Genomic DNA, 16,123 nt, shown 5'->3' with positions numbered 1-16,123 from the left:
GGGCATGATTCGCAATTACTTAAAAATCGCCTGGCGAAATTTGTTGAAAAACAAACTACAAACCTTAATTAACATTACCGGACTTTCGATTGGGATGGCCTCCTGCATCCTGATTCTAATGTTTGTATTTGATGAATTGAGTTATGATAAATTCTGGGAGAATGGTGACAGGGTTTATCGCATGGCACTTGAACGTATCTACCCGGGTAGGTCGACCAAGTATGCTATTATTCCGCCTTCTTATGCCCAATCGGTAAAGAAAGAATTGCCTGAGGTAGAAGAAACCGTTAGAATTTTTGATAACGGCGGTGAAACGCTTATCAGACACAATAATCAGGTGTATCAGGAGAGAAACGTTTTATTTGCTGATTCCAATTTCTTCAAGGTATTTAAATTGCCATTGCTTCAAGGCAATCCTGAAAAAGCATTGTTAGCACCGAATACTGTTGTATTGACAGAAAGCACAGCTAAACGCTATTTCGGCACAACCAATGCAATAGGCAAATATATAGAACTGGTGCAAGGGCCAAAATTTCAAGTAACAGCAGTCTGTACTGATGTTCCTAAGAATGCTCATTTTCAATTCGATTTTCTGGGTGCAATTAAGGGTAATCGCTTTGCCGAGGCTACCAATCATATCAGTTTTTCTGCCTCAACTTATCTTCTATTAAAACCACATACTTCGCCCGAGCAAGTACAAGCCAAAATACCTGCCATTGTTGAAAAGTATGCAGCAGGAGAAGTGCAACGGACTTTTGGAGTATCTTTCAAAGATTATGTAAAGGCTGGCAATGGCTACTTTTATTTCTTACAGCCTTTACAAAGTATTCATTTAGAATCGCATCTGGAAGCTGAATTGGGTGCGAATGGTAGTAGAAATCTGGTATATATTTTCATGGTAATTGCCGTTTTTGTATTGCTGATTGCTTGTATCAATTTTATGAATTTAGCTACAGCCCGTTCTACTGAAAGAGCCAAGGAAGTTGGCATCCGTAAAACACTGGGGTCAACGAAATCGCAGTTATCTATTCAGTTTCTGACAGAGTCTGTTTTGTTGAGCGTAACAAGTTTGTTGGTAGCAACTTTAATAGTAGTATTGGCGTTACCCTTCTTCAATAATTTAGCCAATAAACAATTGGCATTAGATAATTTCTTTACCTGGCAAACCATACCTCTCATGCTGATTCTATCAATAGCTGTAGGTTTAATGGCAGGTTTATATCCGGCAGGGGTTTTGTCTTCATTCCAACCAATACAGGTGCTTAAGGGTAAGTTTGCTTCTAAAAAACAAGGGCATGCCTTGCGTAATGGTTTAGTAGTTTTTCAATTTTCTATTTCCATCATCTTGATTATCAGTACGCTGGTGGTATACCGACAACTGAATTTTATTCAGAATAAAGAACTCGGCTACTCTAAAGATTTTGTGATTCATCTAAGAGGTGCCGGATTTTTAGGAGATCGTACTAAAGTGTTTAAAGAAGAAATAAAGAAAATTGCAGGTGTTGAAAAAGTAGGAGGTACAAGTGCTGAACCGGGGCAGGAAGCTTTCTTTGGAATTACTTTCCGTAAAGGTGGTGAAAAAGAAACTGTAACAGGTAAAACCATGATGGCTGATGAAGGCTACCTGCAAACCCTGAATATGGAAGTAGCCGAAGGGCGTTTCTTCCAGAGAGAATTTAACGATTCTTTATCGGTCATTCTGAATCAGGAAGCAGTAAAAGCACTTGGTCTTAAAAATCCTATCGGGCAGAAAATATTCAGTCCTGACAATCTGGTGCAGGGCGATGGCCCTGAAGTTACCTATACCATCGTAGGTGTAGTAAAAGACTTCCACTTCTCTTCGTTGCATCAAAAAATCACGCCTTTGTTTATTGTCAATAATCGCTTTTTTGGTGGTGCAAGTAATCTGATTGCCGCAAGAATTAACACCTCTGATTTTCAGTCAGTTGTAGGGCAATTACAACAAACATGGAAGAAGTTTTTACCGGAACAACCTTTTAATTATGCTTTCTTGGATGCAGATTTGGCAGAATTATATAGAAATGAAAAGGTATCTCAACAAGTATTCTGGATATTTTCATTTCTGGGTATTCTTATTGCTTGTATGGGCCTGTTAGGGCTGGTAAGTTACATTGTTCAGCAACGTACTAAAGAGATTGGCATTCGCAAAGTTTTAGGTGCTACTGTTCCGGGTATTATTCTCTTGCTATCAAAAGACTTATTGAAGTTAGTATTAATAGCACTAATAGTAGCATCGCCTGTTGCTTATTATTTTATGTATAGCTGGTTACAGGATTTCGCTTATAGAACAGAAATCGCCTGGTGGATATTTATCCTGGCCGGAGTAATGGCTGTGGTTATTGCTTTTGCTACTATTAGTTTCCAGGCCATCAAAGCGGCTCTGATGAATCCGGTGAAGTCATTAAAAACGGAATAGTTTAGAGAAAGGCGAAGGGAAAAAGGTACAAATAGAAACGTTTTTTATAAATATAAACTCTCTATCAAGTCTTTCTAAAATGAAAGCACTTGATAGAGAGTTCTTTTTAACTCCTAAAAATTCTGTCTTAATTGTATCATCGCCCTCAAAAGCCTCTTAATTCTCTCAACAGGAATATCCTCATTGGGGTCTATAAGCAGAATTTTCATCCTGGCTCGTGCTTCCTTAATCAAATCTGGTTCATCTATCAGGTTGCCATCGATAATGCCAATATAGGGGAGGGGAATGCTATTGCTTTTATATTTTTTATATATCCACAAATAACATAGCATTTTACCCTTGTAACAATATACAGGCATCTTGTATTTCCATGTTTCTGTAATATCTGCATCGAACTTTGATATAAACGATCTCAGGAAAAGCAGACAGCTTTTAATGGGTTCTTCCTGTTGTTCAAAATATTGGTCTATCGGGCTTAACATATTTATTTGATAGCTATCAGTATATTCACTTCGGCATTTTCAGGGTTTTGAGCTTTTTGTCTATATACCTCAATATCTGCAGTGTAGGCTCTGTCTAAATTACTGTTCCAGATTTTCATCCATTTCTGCACCACAATTCCTTCATTAAGATTTCCTTTTGCTGTAAATGTAGTATAATTTCCTCCATCTATTAATTTCCCTGTCAATCCATCAGGGATACTATCAAGGTTTTCTACTTTACAGCCTAAAAACGTTGTATAAGGCTTAGTATAATCTTTTTCATAATCTGCGTAGATGCAATAAAGGGTATCATCTACTTTGTTGGGGATTTTGGCAAGTGTATTCTCTGCGAAGAATTTCGCCCATAAAGCAGGTATATCCTGCATGGCTTGCTGATTTTCATTCGTTGTTCTGATGCTTAAGCCAATGAAGGCAAACGCCGGGATGTGTGTTAAATTCATGATTTTGCTTTTTGTTTCCATCAAAACTAGCTTACCATTAAGACAGAGGTATGTCAGGGGTATTAAAATATTTCTTTCTCACCGATTCAAAATATTCCTGCAAGGTAATGTTTTGTGGCTGAAACTTCTCAGGCAAGGTCTCTAAGGACTGAATACGATCTAATCTGAACGAGCGATTCTCTTTTCGCATCCGGCAGTAGGCAATCAACACCCAGTTTTCCTGTGTATTATATAAGGCAAAGGGTTCAACTACTCTTTGGGTAGTATTATTCTCATATGACACATAATTGATACGGATGGGCGCATAATTAGTAAGCGCTAACTGGATAATTGACAAATAATGACTACTACTACTTTGCGGAGTATTATTTCTATATATAATTCTTTCGGCCAGAATCCGGGCTTTTTCTTTGGTATTGGTGCGTAGTACAGCTTTTACCTTAATGAGCGCATCCTGATAGTTTTTAATAAAAGAAGTATCGCTGTTTTTCAATACCAGTTGTTCAGCAGTTATCAAGGCATTGGCTTCTGTTTCAGTAAACATGACAGGGGCTAATGAAAATCCTTCAACCAAAGAATACCCCTTTCCTTCTTCTGTACAAATGGGAATACCGGATAGCTCCAAAGCCCTGATGTCCCGGTAAATGGTTCTGATACTTACACCAAATTTCTTAGCTAATTCGGTAGAAGTAACTAAACGTTTTGTTTGCAGGAAAGTAATAATGGCAGTAAGTCGCGAGAGCCTCGGGGTTTCAGAATCAATCATGATATATCTCTTATTGATACATCAAAAATAGTTAAAACTATGTCAAAATATGATTTTTGTTTGGGTTTAATTAAATAGTTGAAAACCTGTGAATAGTCAATTTGATAAAATAAAATACTGTAAAATGAGTTAATTGATTCTTATTTGAAGTGTATTTGTGCTTTTTCATCGCATAATTATTCTGAATTATCTTAAAATAGCAAAGGTTTAACAAGAAATAGTTATATTTGAATTCTTTCTATTTAACCTTATTACTATGAAACAACCTGCTAAAAGACTCTCTTTCAGCTTGTGGGTTCTTTGCACCCTATTTACGACTTTCATTTATCATGGTGCTTCAGCCCAGCAAAAAAGAGTTTTAGTATTTTCTAAAACCAAAGGCTGGCGACACTCAAGTATTCCTTTTGGCAAAGAAGGGATAAAAAAATTAGGTCAGGAGAATAATTTCGGAGTTGATATATCAGAAAACTCAGATGATTTCACCGACGATAATCTTAAAAAGTATAATGCCGTTATCTTCAATTCAACTACCGGGAACGTTCTGAACAATGCACAGCAAGCAGCGTTTGAAAGGTACATTCAGGCTGGGGGTGGTTTTGTGGGTATCCACTCGGCGGCTGATACAGAGTACGAATGGCCATGGTATGGGCAATTGGTAGGAGCATACTTTGAAAGCCACCCGAATAACTCAAACGTTAGAAAGGCCACAGTACTTGTAACAGATAAATCGCATATCTCAACCAATCATTTACCTGATAAATGGGAGCGCACCGATGAATGGTATAATTATAAGTCTATCTACCGCAACATAAAACCTTTGGCATATCTGGATGAAAGCACCTACGATGGTGGTACCAACGGAGGAAATCACCCGATTGCCTGGTATCATGAATTTGATGGCGGCAGGTCTTTCTTTACCGGAGGTGGACACAATGATGATAGTTTTTCTGAACCATTATTTCAGAAACACCTTCTGGGTGGTATTAACTATGCGATGGGTGACGGGAAACCGCTGGATTATTCTAAAGCCTATTCGGTAACCATGCCGGAAGAAAACAGATTTGAGAAAACGGTTTTGGTGAACGACCTGAATAATCCCATGGAATTGGCTGTATCTAACGACGGAAAGGTGTACATGACCGAACTAGCAGGTAATCTATCAGTATTTGATACCAAAACCAATAAATTCAAACTGATTCATCGTTTCCCGGTCGTAATGAAAGGGGGCACAGGTGTGATAGGTATCACACTTGATCCTGATTTTGATACCAATCGTTGGATGTATTTATATTATTCTCCGCCTATTGAGGGTGAGCCGATTTATTTCAATCTATCAAGGTTTACCATTTCAACTAAAGATGTAATTGATTTAGCTTCTGAAAAAGTCTTATTAAAAGTACCTGTACAAATTAATAGTGGTTCGCATCATGGCGGCTCTCTGGCATTTGATAAAGACCGTAACCTGATTTTATCGACTGGTGATGGTACTACACCGTTCCCATCGAATGGCTATGCACCTATTGACGAACGTACCGACCCACAATATTACCCGATGGATGCGCAACGTTCAGCGGCTAATACCAATGATTTCAAAGGTAAGATACTTCGTATTCACCCACAACCAGACGGTACATACACCATTCCAAAAGGAAATATGTTTGAAGTAGGGAAGGAGAATACAAAGCCCGAAATTTATGCCATGGGTTGTCGGAATCCATATAGAATTGCCATCAATCCTCAAACGGGTACCATCTATTGGGGAGAAATTGGCCCTGATGCCGGAGAAGATAGCCCAAGAGGCCCAAGAGGGTATGATGAATTTAATCAGGCTAAAAAGCCGGGCAATTTCGGATGGCCGTATTTTGTAGGTAACAACTACGCCTATGCCGAATGGGATTTTGAAACCGGAAAACCTGGCGCTAATTATGACCCTAAAAAACCTGTCAACAACTCACCTAATAATACAGGACTGAAAGAATTACCTGCAGCTACACCGCCTATGTTATGGTATCCGTATGCCTTATCACCTGATTTCCCTGAATTAGGTACAGGTGGGCGTAGTGCGATGGCAGGTCAGTTTTATACCTATAATGAAGCTTCTAGTACTAAGAACAAGATACCTAAGTATTATGATGGTGCCTTGTTTATCTTCGACTGGATGCGTAACTGGATGTTGGCAGTCAGATTTGACAAAGATGAGAACTACGTAAAAACAGAGCCATTTATGCCAACGAAAGGCGATTTCAGACGACCAATTGACTTGGCATTCAGCAAAGAAGGTATTATGTACGTATTGGAATACGGCTCGGTTTATGGCGCTGATAATACCGATGCCCGTTTGGTGAAAATTGAGTATAATTACGATAACAGAGCGCCACAAGCCATAGCCAGTATTGTAGATACGGTTTTAGCAGTGAGAAAAAATAAAGAATCATTTATTACTTCCGAAATCAGAGATGTGCCTCAGTATAAAGAGTGGGCAGGCAAAGCCCCGCTAAGACTACGTTTTGCGGGTAGAGGAGTAGATTTAGATTTTGATGATAAACTTACTTACGAATGGTATATTAATGGTGCTAAATTGCCGGCTGATAAAGCTATGTATACGCATACCTTCGACAAAAACGGCAATTATAAAGTAGTTTTTATGGCTAAGGATGCCGCAGGTAGAACAGGCACGGATACACTGAATGTAAGGGTAGGCAATGCTGTTCCGGTAGTGGCAATCAATGCAAAGAAAAACAAGTCTTTCTATTGGGATAACCAACCTTTTGAATATACAGTATCAATTAATGATGCAGAAGACAAGGTTATCAATGCCAAAAAGCGTAAGGTAGAGTATAACTACTATCCGAACCCTTATCAACCAGTGAGTGGTGCAAAATCAGATTCTAAAGTAGAATTAGGCTCATTAGGTAAAACTCTGATAGAAGCCAGCGATTGCAAAGCTTGCCATACAATCGATAAAACTTCGGTAGGTCCATCATTTTTAGCAATTTCAAAAAAATATGGTAGTGGAGATAACAAAACTATCAGGACTTTATCGAAGAAAATTATTGATGGTGGTGGTGGTAGCTGGGGCAGCACACACGTGATGAGTGCGCACCCGCAAATATCTTCTCAGGATGCCGACGAAATGGTGAAGTATATTCTGGCCATCAATGACCCTAACAAGAACTTTAAGCCTATCGGAGCAAATGGCATTCTGCCATTAAAAGAGCATTTAGAAAACAAAACAACCGGATATTATACTGTTAAGGCGACATATGTTGACAATGGCGCAGCAGGCGCAAAACCGGAAAAATCAGAAGACGTTACTCGCTTGCGTTATCACCAACTAAGAGCGATGGATTCTGACAGACACCCTGGTTTTGTGTTTGACTGGGGCGAACTTCGTCAAGGAGCTTCTAAGGCTTATCTCGTATTCAAGAATATAGACCTGACCAATATCAAAACTATTGCCTTTGAATATGCCTCTCTGGATAAATCGGGTGTGATAGAAGTAAGAGAAAATTCAGTGGCCGGGCCTATTCTTGCATCAACTACCTTTAGTCCGACAGAGGGCTGGGGTAAAATGAAGTGGGTAGAAAGCAAACTGGATAAACCTGTTGAGGGCTTCCGCGATTTATATATCGTAGCAGTGAAACCAGACAAACCAAGTGATAACTTAATTAAATTTAAAACCCTTAAATTTGATTAATGCAAGGAGTAATTAAGAGTGAATTGTTGAATAGTTAAGTAATGAATTATATATTTACTAATCACTAATTCACTAAATCGATCAATCACTCAATAAAATGATCCGCCACTCAGTTGTATTTAAACTAAAGCACCCGATAGGGTCTCAGGAAGAGCAGTTATTTTTTGATGCAGTAAATAAACTGGCATCAATAGAAGGAGTAGAGAATTTTATAACTTATCGGCAGACGAGCACGCATAATTCGTTTGATTATGGTTTGTTTATGGATTTTGCCAATAGAGCCCTGTACGAGAAGTATAATTCTCACCCTGAGCATGTGGCATTTGTAGACCAGTACTGGTTAGCCAATGTAGAAGGTTTTCTGGAACTAGACTATGAGCCAATTCGGTAGTATACAAAAAAAGCCCAAACGACACCGTTTGGGCTTTTAAATTTCTTCTTCAAATTACAATACAACTACCGAGTTGTCTGTAGTGAATTCGTTAGCCACATATTTGTCAGCAGCTTCATCATTAATCCAGTTAGTTCCATCCAATAAATAGCGGAATTGGAATTCTGAACCGATAGGAAGTTCTACTGAAGCTTTATATTGACCATCTTTTTGTTTCTTCAACAAGGTAGCTGTTGAGTTCCACTCATTGAACTCACCTACAAGAGCTACTTTCTTAGCTTCATTAACAACTTCTGAAGGTAGCGTGAACGTAACTTTACAAACTGATTTGGTTTTAGAAAATTGTTTTACAAGTGCCATTTTTATGCATGTTTTGATTTTCGCAACAAAATTATATTATAAAAATCATAAATGAATGATTATCAGTCATTTATATTGTAAAATTCTTTAAAAAATCATATAATATTCTTAAATGGTAATATTTTGCCCTTTGTATGCCAATATTTTAAAATGCTTGATTTATAATTTGTATAACAGAAAATAGCAGCTTTGGTTTTTCGTTTTCTTATTAAACGGATATGATTTTTTTTAGAAATGCCTCTATTTTGGGCATAGTTTTTGTAAAAAACATAATTGTTATGATCGTACCCCAAAAATAATTATTAGCTACACGAGAAAAAGATTTGTATGAATATTATTGGACTGATAAAAGACAAACTGACTGATTCAGTTATTGAAAAAGTTAGCAATTTTTTGGGCGAACACCCCGAAAATATCAGCCTTGCTTTAGATAAAGCCGTTCCTACAGTACTTGGGGGTATTATACAGAATACTACTACAGAAGAGAGTGCGGGCAAGGTGATGGATGTATTAAAGGATGGTGGGCACACAGGAGAAATCCTTGATGATTTACCTAATCTGTTGGGAAACTTCGACAAAACACAATTATTAATAACCATTGGTACAAATATCTTTAATCATTTTTTAGGTAATAAAAGTAATGGTATTGTTGAGACTATTTCTGCTTTAAGCAATATTCGTAAAACTTCTGCTTCGTCTTTAATAGGTTTAGCAACGCCTTTGGTTTTAGGGGCTTTGGGTAAAGTAATTGCCAGAGAGGGTATGGGGGTTTCGGGACTAATGAAGTTGTTAAATGAGCAGAGAGATGCTGTATTGGCAGCCCTGCCACCTGTTTTGATTAATAAACTGATTACAAAAGAAGAACCTGTCAATAAAAAATCGGCTAGAGAACAAGCTAAGGAGAAGAAAAAGGAAAAAGAGAAAGATGCCAATCCAAACCCGAATGCCTCCGGTGGAGGTCCTGCGGTCTGGATTCCCTGGGTTTTATTGGCTTTAGTTCTGATTGCTATTCTGTTTTATGTATTTAAGTACAAAAAACAGCAGGATTCGCAGCCACAATCTTTACCATTGGCTGATTCTACTGCCACTGTAATACCTGATACTACTTCATTTAATATAGTGCCAAAAGATACTTTGACTATTACTACCCCGGTAGAAAAAGTCGAACCTAAGCCTGCAGATACGAAAGTAGCAGATAAGAAAGCAGAATTACCAAAGATAGAGGAGAAGCCTGTGAACTCTGCAGATAATGCGTCAGGCAGTGGAGAATCTATCAGTAATGCATTAAATACGAGTACTTCTTGGATTGGTCTGCCCAACCTTAATTTCAGAAAAGGTAGCGCTGAAATCAGTGGTAAGGGTGATATAAACGATTTGGTAAGATTTTTGAAGAATAATTCAAAGGCTAAGATTACCATCGCAGGTGGTTCACAAAGCGGTGGTGGCACCTTAGGTGAAGACCGTGCTTATGCCCTGCGTGAAGCTTTACTGGAAAAAGGTGTACGGGAGAGTCAGATAGATATACAATCTAAAACAGTAAGCGAGGTTGACGCAAAAATAACCGTAAAAGTAAAAAAATAGAAAATCAGTATCTGCTGGTGATTGCTATTGTTACAAGCCCACGAGTCAATCGTGGGCATTTTTTATGTAGCTAAAGTTTTCAATGCTAGTACAAAGGTATCCAGTTCGGCAGTTGTCGTATAGATATTAGGGGTAATTCTGCAACCCTTTACGGTAGGGGAGTCAATGGCAACAGTCCATACCTTATATTGCTCCAACAAGGTCTTCGCAAGGTCAGTCGGTTTCATAGTTGCAATACCTACATTGGCTATCCCACAGGCCCGATGACTGTCAGCAGGTGTATTCAATACTATATTTGGTAGGTTTCTCACCTGTTTTGTCCAGTACTCCTGCAAATACCTTAACCGTGCCTCTTTGCGTTCCCTACCAATTTTTTCGTAGAAGTTAATGGCATCGGCAATGGTTAAATCTGTGTGTACAGGGTTAGTGCCCGTATGATTTAGCTTTCTGATATCATCATCTTTATAACCCATATCTCCAAACATCTGCCAGAGTTTGGCAATTTTATCTTTCTTTACATATAAGATTCCGGTGCCTAGCGGCACACTCAACCATTTATGCAAACTGCTTCCATAATAATCACAACCCAAATCACTGATTTTATAGTTGATATGTGCAAATGCATGTGCTCCATCAACCATTACCTCAACACCTTTACTGTGCGCCATATCGCATATTTTTCTGATAGGCAGGATATGCCCCGTAATATTAATCATATGGCAAACCATTAGCAATCTTGTTTTAGGTGTGATGGCTTTTTCATAAATTGAAACTACTTCCTCATCAGAAGCGGGGTGATTCGGTACAGAGACAATCTTGTTTATAATGCCATATCGGCGGGCTTGTAACTTAAACATATCGAGCATCGCACCATAATCCTGTTCGGCCATTACGGCTTCGTCGCCTGCTTTCCAGTCTATCCCGGCAATCACAGTATCTAATGATTCTGTCGTATTCCGGGTAACTATTAGTTCTTCATGTGAACAACCAGCTAAGGCAGCCAGTTTCTTTCTGATTTCAGCCTTATCATCAAATTGTCGGGTGCGCATATAATAAGACCCCTGAAAGTTAATATCCTGCACATGCCTGATATAATTCTGCAAGGTTTCCTGAGGAGTAAAACAATAGTAGCCGTTTTCGAGATTCACATAATCGGGCTTGATTTTATAACCTCTCCTAACCTCTGCCCAGAATTCCTCATTCTCTGCGGTTTCTTCCGGGGTTTGTATTTGAACTTTAGCTAAGGCTTTCTCAAAGCCCTCCCCAAAAGCAGGAACAGCCAAGCCAGTAGCAGCAATGGTCTTAATAAACTGACGTTTGTTCATTGATGGGAAAAGATTGTTGCTATTAAAAATTTTAACCACTGGGTAACACAGAGTAAAATACTCTAAGTTGTACGGAGTTTAATTTAGCAATTTACTTATTAAAACTTTGAAAACCTTCTTTACATGCTTGCTATTTCAACTTTAGTAAGACTAATCTCTAATTTGTTGATTTTCTTCAGGATAAATTTCAGGCCATCCATTTCTGCTGTGCCTAAATTTATCTTCGCTATAGCTAACATCGGAATCGGTCCTCTTTCCAATTCTGCATAATGAATGAGGCCTTTATATCCAGTTATATTATTTTCGGCATTTGTATTCCATTCGCTCATGATTGACGATAATTCACGCGTAAGTATTTCATAATTATCATCTATTGTCTGGATACTCATAGTTATATCAATCCCTAAAGAGCTTATATTTAAAGCATATTTAAACTTTCCAAAGTCATACTTCTTGGTTTTTGAACTTCGGATAATTTTTTTCATATCCTCTAAAAAATTAATATTAAAGGGAACCATAATCCAAAAAAGTATGGGCTCACTTTTTAAGTATTCCTTCGGCTTTATTTCAAATCTATAATAAGGGTCTATCCAAGCAATTCCAATGGGAAAACATATTTGCTTTGTGCCAAAGTACACTCCTACAGTAATTTTAGATATATTCCCCTCATACCTGATTATATATTTTTTATCACTATCTCTTTTCTGAATTGTCTCAAAACCATTGTATTTCAATTGAAGTCTTATTTCGTCATGGTTAAATATATAGTCAAAATAAGCCTCTATTTGTGGCTTTATCTGTCTGTCCAGTTGATTCAAAAAATCGTCTGATGCTTCAATTTCTTCAAAAAACTCCTTTATCATGGTTAAATAATATTATTCTCTGTAATTTAAAGAGTTGTTTTCATTAAACTGTTTGAAGGAGTATAAGATGAGTACAATCTTAGTGCTTTGTAAAATGCCTCATTAGGTTCAAGGGATATCTCAGATGGAAATATAATGAATATTTTTAAATTATCCACCTTCAGGGACGATTCGCCGAATGGCTAGGGACGTAATGTCATAAAATACTTCCTCCGCTCCTCAGTCATTTTCTCGAGACTGTACCGAAGTGCCGTTCTTGGTATCCTACTGATATTTTTCTTTAAAAACTGCTCTACTTGCTTGGCTTCTATGCCACCGGCCTCTTCTCTTTTCCATATCTCCCGAAGCATCCAGCCGACCGCTTTATGAATTAAATCATGTTTATGCGAAAGCAGAATTTCAGCAATCCGGAAAGTGTCTTCGTATTGATTTTTATTAATGAAATACCAACTGGCAATAATGGCTATACGTTGCGTCCAGAGATGATTGGTGTGAGCCATATCATATAATATCTGCCGGTCTTTGTCGAATAAATAATACCCTACAATATCACGAGCCGAAGCATCGACCAAATCCCAATTATTGATTTGCTTGGTATTCTTCAGATAAAAGTCATAAATACTTTTCTGGGCATCTCCTTTAGCTTTTTTCATTTGATTCACCAGAATCATTAGAGCAGCCATACGATATTCATGAATAGGGTCGTTGAGCAAAACCTGTAAATTTTCCAAAGATAATGAACCGTATTTCTTACAAATGGCACGGAGATCTGGCGTTGTTATACCAATAAAAACATCACCTTCTCCATATTGTCCTTTTCCTGTTTTGAAAAACCAGGCAGATGCTTTAGCCCGTTCGGGGGTGGCAATTGCCTGTAATTCTGAAATGAGTTCGTTCATTGAAACGATTTAGAGTTATTTTTGTTAAAGATAATAATAAGATAGAATACAATCTGTGGGGAGGTATTAATCTTTACCCTTTTTTAATTAATTTTCTCTAAAATGATCGGAGTAATCATTGGTACCAATCGTCCTAATTCAGCTTCAAGAAAAGTCGGTATATATTATCAGAAATTGTTAGAATCGTTAGGGGCAAAAAGCCAGCTGATAGATTTGGCTACTTTGCCGGAAGACTTTGCTTTTTCAGCTCTTTACCATAATTATGGCAAGAACGATTTATTTAATGAGTTTCAGACTATTGTAGACACTACACATAAATTCGTTTTTGTTGTACCAGAATACAATGGTTCTTTTCCGGGTGTTTTAAAAACCTTTCTTGATGGGTTGCGATATCCTGATAGTTTTCACTATAAAAAAGCAGCTTTAGTGGGTGTATCTTCAGGTGTTCAGGGTAATGTTGCTGGTTTAGGGCATCTGAATGATATATTGAGTTATATGGAAACAGATGTAATGGGCTTACGTATCAAACTAGGGAGAATCTGGGAACATTTTGATGGGGAAGATTTTAACCCAAGAGACCCGAATGATGCTAAAGCGCAACATGTTTGCAATATTTATAAGAGATTTCTTGAAAGACAAGCCAAAGAACTGATTGCCTTTTAAAATATGAGCCTTGGACCCACACAAATTGCGCCACCACCCTGGAAATTAACGGGAAACGGATACGTCTTTCTGTTTCGTTTTTCGAAAGTATTTGTGCAGGAACAGGGTTTTTTGGATGATTTTCAGAAAAGTGCATATAAGCATGGACTTTTAGGTTTGGGTACAGTCATGTTTCTAGACTATACAACTTCTAATGTTGGACCTTATAGAGAACTGCTATTTGTACCCGGAAAATTCGATTTCAGCAAAGCTTCAATCAAAACGTGGGGAGTATCGAAAATTTATGTCTCATCTTATAATAGTGTCTGGAATGGAAGAGAGAACTGGGGAATACCAAAGGAATTGGCCGATTTCAACATTCAAAAAATCAGTGAACGAGAAGAAATTATAGAAGTAAAAACTAATAATGAGGTATTCTTTAAGGCTCGTTTGAAAAAAGGCGATTTCAATTTTCCAGTTACCACAAAGTTCTTCCCATTGAAACTAGCTCAAAAGCTTCACAACGATTTACTTATTACTCATTTATCTACGAATGGCAAAGCATCATTTGCTAAACTATCAGGTATAAAAGTAAATAGCCAGTATTTCCCTGATATTTCACAAGCAAAATTACTGGCTATAGTATCTATTAAAAATTTTAAAATGACCTTTCCTTTTCCAAAGGTGATAAACGATTACTTTAAGAAGAGGTAGATATATTACTTAAACTTTTTCATCATATGCCACTCTCTACCTGGATTGTTACTTCGGAAAGTTTCCAGACATTTACGGTCTTGTAGCGTTACATAACAAGTTTTGCCATCTTTACCGCCAAAACAGATATTGGAGGTCAGCTTGCCTTTCATTTTCACGGTCTGGATAACTTTACCTTGCGGAGAAACAATATCTATTATCCCAAGTCCGTGGCGGGTAATATACAGATTTCCCTCATCATCGCAGCGCATACCATCCATACCGCCATCTTCAAATTTTATCAGCAGACGTTTGTTAGTTAATGCACCTTGCGGGGTAATATCAAAAGCCCAAACGTTTTTCTGTACCGACTCATTGACATACAATGTTTTCTCGTCAGGGCTTACCTCAATACCATTCGTTGTACCCATATCCTTTACCAGTAACTCAGCCTTACCATCCTGGGTTACTTTCCAGATTTGTCCCGTGCTTTCTTTCCAGTTAGGGTCGCTGCAAAAGATAGTTCCATTGTTCATAATAGCCAGGTCATTGGGCTGATTCATGGATGGTACGTGCGCCAGCACACTTACCTGTTTGGTTTTCAAATTTACCTTTAGTACATTGTGTTGTGTGTAATCTGCCACGAAAAAAGTGTTTTCTGCCCCAAAACGTATCCCGTTGCCTACACTGCCATTGGGTAAAGTCAGGAAAATAGCTGTTTTTCCATCAGAACTAATTTTGGCAATAGTACCATCCTGATTGATATTTACAGCATAAATATTTCCGTCTTTGTCAACTGATGGACCTTCGCAATTATTGGTGAATTCTCCCTCTTTGGTCAGATCGGAAGCAATAAAGATATTTTTTTGAGCAAAAATGCAAGTAGCATTCAACAACATTACTACAATAAGGGCTGTCTTTTTCATGGCAGAATTTGATAGTTCTATAAACAACGAACACTGGATATTATTATTTCTTGCAATTGTCTTTACGACGGGTATCAACAATACCTACAATTTTCCAACCCTTATCAGTTTTCATCATCGTAAATACATCAACCCCGCAATGATTGAATTTATCGTTCACGTAAAATTCATAGGGTGTCCAGGCCATAGCCATTTCGCCATCTATTTTTATATCATAAGAAGTTAATCTTTCGTCAAGCACTACACCATCACGTTTAGTACCTACCGATTTCAGCCAGTCAATAATCTGGTCTTCCTGTAGTTTTACTACACCGTCTTTATTTTTTCCGATTGATTTCAGAAAGCATGAAGGGTATAGCACTTGTCTGATAAGCGTAGTGTCATTTTTACGCATCCCATCAAAAACCTGATTAATACTGGCTTTGATTTGCTCTTCGTCTGTCTGAGCAAAAGCGGATATTGAGATTACCAGGAATAAGAGTGTAAATAGTTTTTTCATTGGTTATTTGGTTTATTGATTGAAATATAAAGAAATTAAGTATTTCTACGCTATGATTCACGACTTTTTACGCTAAAAAGCAAAGTTTATCTTACCTACCT

15 protein-coding genes are annotated in these 16,123 nt (G+C 37.8%); 6 read left to right on the top strand and 9 right to left on the bottom strand.

Features of this window, described 5'->3' with window-relative positions; translation table 11 throughout:
* Positions 1-4: 4 nt before the first annotated feature.
* The gene (locus D0T08_RS11325; protein WP_116982746.1) at positions 5-2,437 is read left to right on the top strand and encodes an ABC transporter permease; all 2,433 of its coding nucleotides are present in this window, start codon (positions 5-7) and stop codon (positions 2,435-2,437) included.
* A gap of 113 nt (positions 2,438-2,550) precedes the next feature.
* Here the strand turns inward: D0T08_RS11325 and D0T08_RS11320 are convergent, their stop codons facing one another.
* Genes D0T08_RS11320 through D0T08_RS11310 form a run of 3 tightly spaced genes read right to left on the bottom strand, consistent with a single transcriptional unit; the run spans position 2,551 to position 4,146 of the window.
* A complete protein-coding gene (locus tag D0T08_RS11320; protein ID WP_116982745.1) occupies positions 2,551-2,919 on the bottom strand; it encodes a DUF1801 domain-containing protein in 369 nt (122 codons plus the stop codon).
* 2 nt (positions 2,920-2,921) lie between these two features.
* Positions 2,922-3,380, bottom strand: a complete 459-nt coding sequence (locus D0T08_RS11315) for a GyrI-like domain-containing protein (protein WP_116983025.1) — start codon at positions 3,378-3,380, stop codon at positions 2,922-2,924.
* Between the two features lie 37 nt (positions 3,381-3,417).
* Positions 3,418-4,146, bottom strand: a complete 729-nt coding sequence (locus D0T08_RS11310; protein WP_116982744.1) for a YafY family protein — start codon at positions 4,144-4,146, stop codon at positions 3,418-3,420.
* Positions 4,147-4,402: 256 nt separating this feature from the next.
* Between D0T08_RS11310 and D0T08_RS11305 the strand changes: the two genes are divergently transcribed.
* Positions 4,403-7,843, top strand: a complete 3,441-nt coding sequence (locus D0T08_RS11305) for a ThuA domain-containing protein (protein ID WP_116982743.1) — start codon at positions 4,403-4,405, stop codon at positions 7,841-7,843.
* A 97-nt stretch (positions 7,844-7,940) separates the two neighbouring features.
* Positions 7,941-8,234 (top strand): Dabb family protein, encoded by a 294-nt coding sequence (locus D0T08_RS11300; RefSeq protein ID WP_116982742.1) that lies wholly within the window; start codon positions 7,941-7,943, stop codon positions 8,232-8,234.
* A 54-nt stretch (positions 8,235-8,288) separates the two neighbouring features.
* Here the strand turns inward: D0T08_RS11300 and D0T08_RS11295 are convergent, their stop codons facing one another.
* Positions 8,289-8,594, bottom strand: a complete 306-nt coding sequence (locus D0T08_RS11295) for an isoamylase early set domain-containing protein (RefSeq protein ID WP_116982741.1) — start codon at positions 8,592-8,594, stop codon at positions 8,289-8,291.
* Between the two features lie 327 nt (positions 8,595-8,921).
* Between D0T08_RS11295 and D0T08_RS11285 the strand changes: the two genes are divergently transcribed.
* Positions 8,922-10,175, top strand: a complete 1,254-nt coding sequence (locus D0T08_RS11285; protein ID WP_116982739.1) for a DUF937 domain-containing protein — start codon at positions 8,922-8,924, stop codon at positions 10,173-10,175.
* 62 nt (positions 10,176-10,237) lie between these two features.
* Here the strand turns inward: D0T08_RS11285 and D0T08_RS11280 are convergent, their stop codons facing one another.
* The 3 genes from D0T08_RS11280 to D0T08_RS11270 form a co-directional block, all read right to left on the bottom strand.
* Positions 10,238-11,500 carry an aminotransferase class V-fold PLP-dependent enzyme gene (locus D0T08_RS11280; RefSeq protein WP_116982738.1) on the bottom strand — a complete coding sequence of 421 codons (1,263 nt, stop codon included), beginning with the start codon at positions 11,498-11,500 and terminating at the stop codon, positions 10,238-10,240.
* A gap of 119 nt (positions 11,501-11,619) precedes the next feature.
* Positions 11,620-12,363: a hypothetical protein gene (locus tag D0T08_RS11275; protein WP_116982737.1), complete on the bottom strand. Its 744-nt coding sequence runs from the start codon at positions 12,361-12,363 to the stop codon at positions 11,620-11,622.
* Positions 12,364-12,545: 182 nt separating this feature from the next.
* Positions 12,546-13,262, bottom strand: coding sequence for a DNA alkylation repair protein (locus tag D0T08_RS11270; protein ID WP_116982736.1), 717 nt, complete (start codon positions 13,260-13,262; stop codon positions 12,546-12,548).
* 102 nt (positions 13,263-13,364) lie between these two features.
* Between D0T08_RS11270 and D0T08_RS11265 the strand changes: the two genes are divergently transcribed.
* Both D0T08_RS11265 and D0T08_RS11260 read left to right on the top strand, forming a co-directional pair.
* Positions 13,365-13,925 (top strand): NADPH-dependent FMN reductase, encoded by a 561-nt coding sequence (locus tag D0T08_RS11265; protein WP_116982735.1) that lies wholly within the window; start codon positions 13,365-13,367, stop codon positions 13,923-13,925.
* Positions 13,926-13,928: 3 nt separating this feature from the next.
* Complete coding sequence (locus tag D0T08_RS11260) at positions 13,929-14,618, top strand: acetoacetate decarboxylase family protein (RefSeq protein WP_116982734.1); 690 nt, start codon at positions 13,929-13,931, stop codon at positions 14,616-14,618.
* Positions 14,619-14,623: 5 nt separating this feature from the next.
* Here the strand turns inward: D0T08_RS11260 and D0T08_RS11255 are convergent, their stop codons facing one another.
* Together D0T08_RS11255 and D0T08_RS11250 are read right to left on the bottom strand one after the other, a co-directional pair.
* Positions 14,624-15,523 (bottom strand): SMP-30/gluconolactonase/LRE family protein, encoded by a 900-nt coding sequence (locus D0T08_RS11255; RefSeq protein ID WP_116982733.1) that lies wholly within the window; start codon positions 15,521-15,523, stop codon positions 14,624-14,626.
* Between the two features lie 43 nt (positions 15,524-15,566).
* Positions 15,567-16,022 (bottom strand): nuclear transport factor 2 family protein, encoded by a 456-nt coding sequence (locus D0T08_RS11250; protein ID WP_116982732.1) that lies wholly within the window; start codon positions 16,020-16,022, stop codon positions 15,567-15,569.
* Positions 16,023-16,123 lie beyond the last annotated feature (101 nt).

This window comes from Emticicia sp. C21 (genome assembly GCF_003418935.1).
Lineage (GTDB): Bacteria > Bacteroidota > Bacteroidia > Cytophagales > Spirosomataceae > Emticicia.
Note: the sequence above shows the minus strand (reverse complement) of the source record. Positions and strands in the feature narration are given on the sequence as shown.